This is a genomic window from Anaerosporobacter sp., assembly GCF_965301125.1.
In genome coordinates, this window is sequence record NZ_CBDLAM010000340.1 from 1 (window position 1) to 2239 (window position 2239).

3 protein-coding genes and 1 pseudogene are annotated in these 2239 nt (G+C 35.2%); all 4 read right to left on the reverse strand.

What is annotated here, in order from left to right:
• A pseudogene (locus ACW2QF_RS19670) lies at positions 1 to 559 on the reverse strand (DUF927 domain-containing protein); the annotation flags it as partial.
• Positions 556 to 1041, reverse strand: a complete 486-nt coding sequence (locus tag ACW2QF_RS19675) for a hypothetical protein (protein WP_455717714.1) — start codon at positions 1039 to 1041, stop codon at positions 556 to 558. The pseudogene ACW2QF_RS19670 and the gene ACW2QF_RS19675, both read right to left, overlap by 4 nt.
• A 12-nt stretch (positions 1042 to 1053) precedes the next feature.
• Positions 1054 to 1653 (reverse strand): hypothetical protein, encoded by a 600-nt coding sequence (locus ACW2QF_RS19680; RefSeq protein WP_455717715.1) that lies wholly within the window; start codon positions 1651 to 1653, stop codon positions 1054 to 1056.
• A gap of 16 nt (positions 1654 to 1669) precedes the next feature.
• Positions 1670 to 2239 (reverse strand): AAA family ATPase (locus ACW2QF_RS19685; protein ID WP_455717716.1); only part of this gene is annotated, 570 nt, incomplete at its 5' end.

Below are 2239 nucleotides of genomic sequence, written 5' to 3' on the forward strand. Positions count from 1 at the left end.
ACTTTACAAGGTTCCTTGCATTCTCACTTGTAACTGATATACCAAACTCTGCAAGTTGCACAATTTTATTAGCAGATGCTATAACACCTTTATCAATGATGATCTCTCTCCATGCGTTACGTTTCTTATATGCAATCTTTATCTTTTCCTTACCAGTCTCAGCATTTACAAGTAACTGTACTGGTAGAATAGGGTGATAACAAGCTATAACCTCGCCACCAAAGGGTGTAAATGTCTTAACACCATATGAATTCGCTATCCATGCACCACAACGCATATCATCGTACTTATCATCACTAAACTCTGTGACACCTGTTCCTGATTGTTGCTGCTGTGGTGAAAGGCTCTTTTCATATTCCTTGTATTGCTTACTGTAAGCCTTATATATCTTCTCAAATTTTGTCTTAACTCCAAGATCTTTAGCTCTGTCTGTAAGAGTTAATAACAATCTTGCTCGATATATTTCATCTTCTTGCTCAAAGATATTGCAAAATACTTCATCTTCAAGTATTGACTCTGCTGTCATTGTAAGTATGTCTTTATTTTCTATTGTTATCACCCCATCTCTTCTAGTAAATAAATTCTGTATTGTAGCTTGTTATAAGCATAGGTCCATAAATCAGATAAAGGTTCTGATTCTTGTACAATATTTCTGTACGCTGTAATCTCCATGTGTAACTGTTGCAATTTAGCTTTCTTATTGGCTTGTACACGCTTTGCATCTTCTCTTTTTGCTTTGGCCTGTCTTGCCTTTATTAATGATGTAAAGCTAATCTCCTTATTACCACCCAGCAAATCAAATGCTGTATTGAAATCACAATATTCAAAGTGCTGTGTAATTGCAAATATATCCATAGATTTGTCACATACATAGCAATGCATATATCTATCAGTTACCTTGGCATTTAGATCTTTCCCATCGTGACAGATTCCTTTGCACCTGCCACGTTTTATCTCTACTCCATACTTGTTTAAAATCTCTGGTACAGTTATTTCTAATTTAAGATTAGCAATACGTTCTTGATATTCTTCCTTTTTCACAAGGAATCACTCCTAACTCATGAATGGTAATTCCTCATTCTCTGCTGTTGTAAATCCATCATTACCGTAATTAAGTTGTCCTTGACTTTGTGAAGTTTGTCCTTGTCCTTCAGTAAGAAGCTTATCCTCTGGAACATCGACACCTACTCTAATAGAATCTACAGATCGGAACCATCTACACTTTGTGGACCATTTAACTTCATTACTAGCATTAAGATACTGCTCACGTCCAAATACACCACCTACAAGCTTATTAGCAAAGCACTTTGCAAAGTTATCTCCCCAGGCAACTTGGAATCCTTGATTAGATTTTTCAACGCTAGTTGTAAATGTCTTAAGGTTCTTAACCCCATATTCAGTAGATTCATCTACTACAAGATAAACAACACAGCCCCACTTTTTATCTGTACGAGTATCACTTCTGTATGCTTTTGCGTAATAATCTTTCTGTTCTCCCTCTGCGATATCTAAGCTTATTTCAAGCATATCTAAGTTGCTATTCCTTGACTTTGTTTCTTTTACTTGCATGATCTTACAAATGTGTCCACCTGGCTTTAATGGTGTAAATTCTCCTGTTACTTCTGTAGTTTCATAGTTTGTTGGTTTTTTCATTCTTTCTACCTCTTTCTTATAATTCGTAATAGCTTCTAATAGTTTCATCAACAAGCTTTAAATCGTTGTCAATTTCCAGTGATTCAAACATGCCAATTGGTGACTTACTAACTGCTCCGGCATCTGTTTGAGTAATGAATTTATGTACTCCATTTTCACAAACACAACGAAGCACAATAGTAAACATGCCTTCAATGCAAACTTTTTCATCAAGCAACTTTCCAATTGTCTTTGGCTTTATATCTCCAAAATCATTTGTATCTTCATGCATAACGATATACACAATTTTGTCATTCGGTAGCTTGTTTATAACGAACTGTATTAAATTCCAGTACCTATCTCCTAAATCGTTATATAGTCCGAATACTGCATTTCCACCACCTACAGTACTATGTTTACTCATAAAGTGATTTGTAATTAAATACCCTGCATCATCAATCACAAAACTTTTGAACTGATCAACGCAAAGTTGTTTCATAATTTGTTGATAATCATCCGTAGTTACGCATGGAATCTTCCCTTTGAATGGAAGTGTTTTGTTAAGTACTTTAATCATTGCAAACCCTTCCGTGCAATTTCTCAAAGA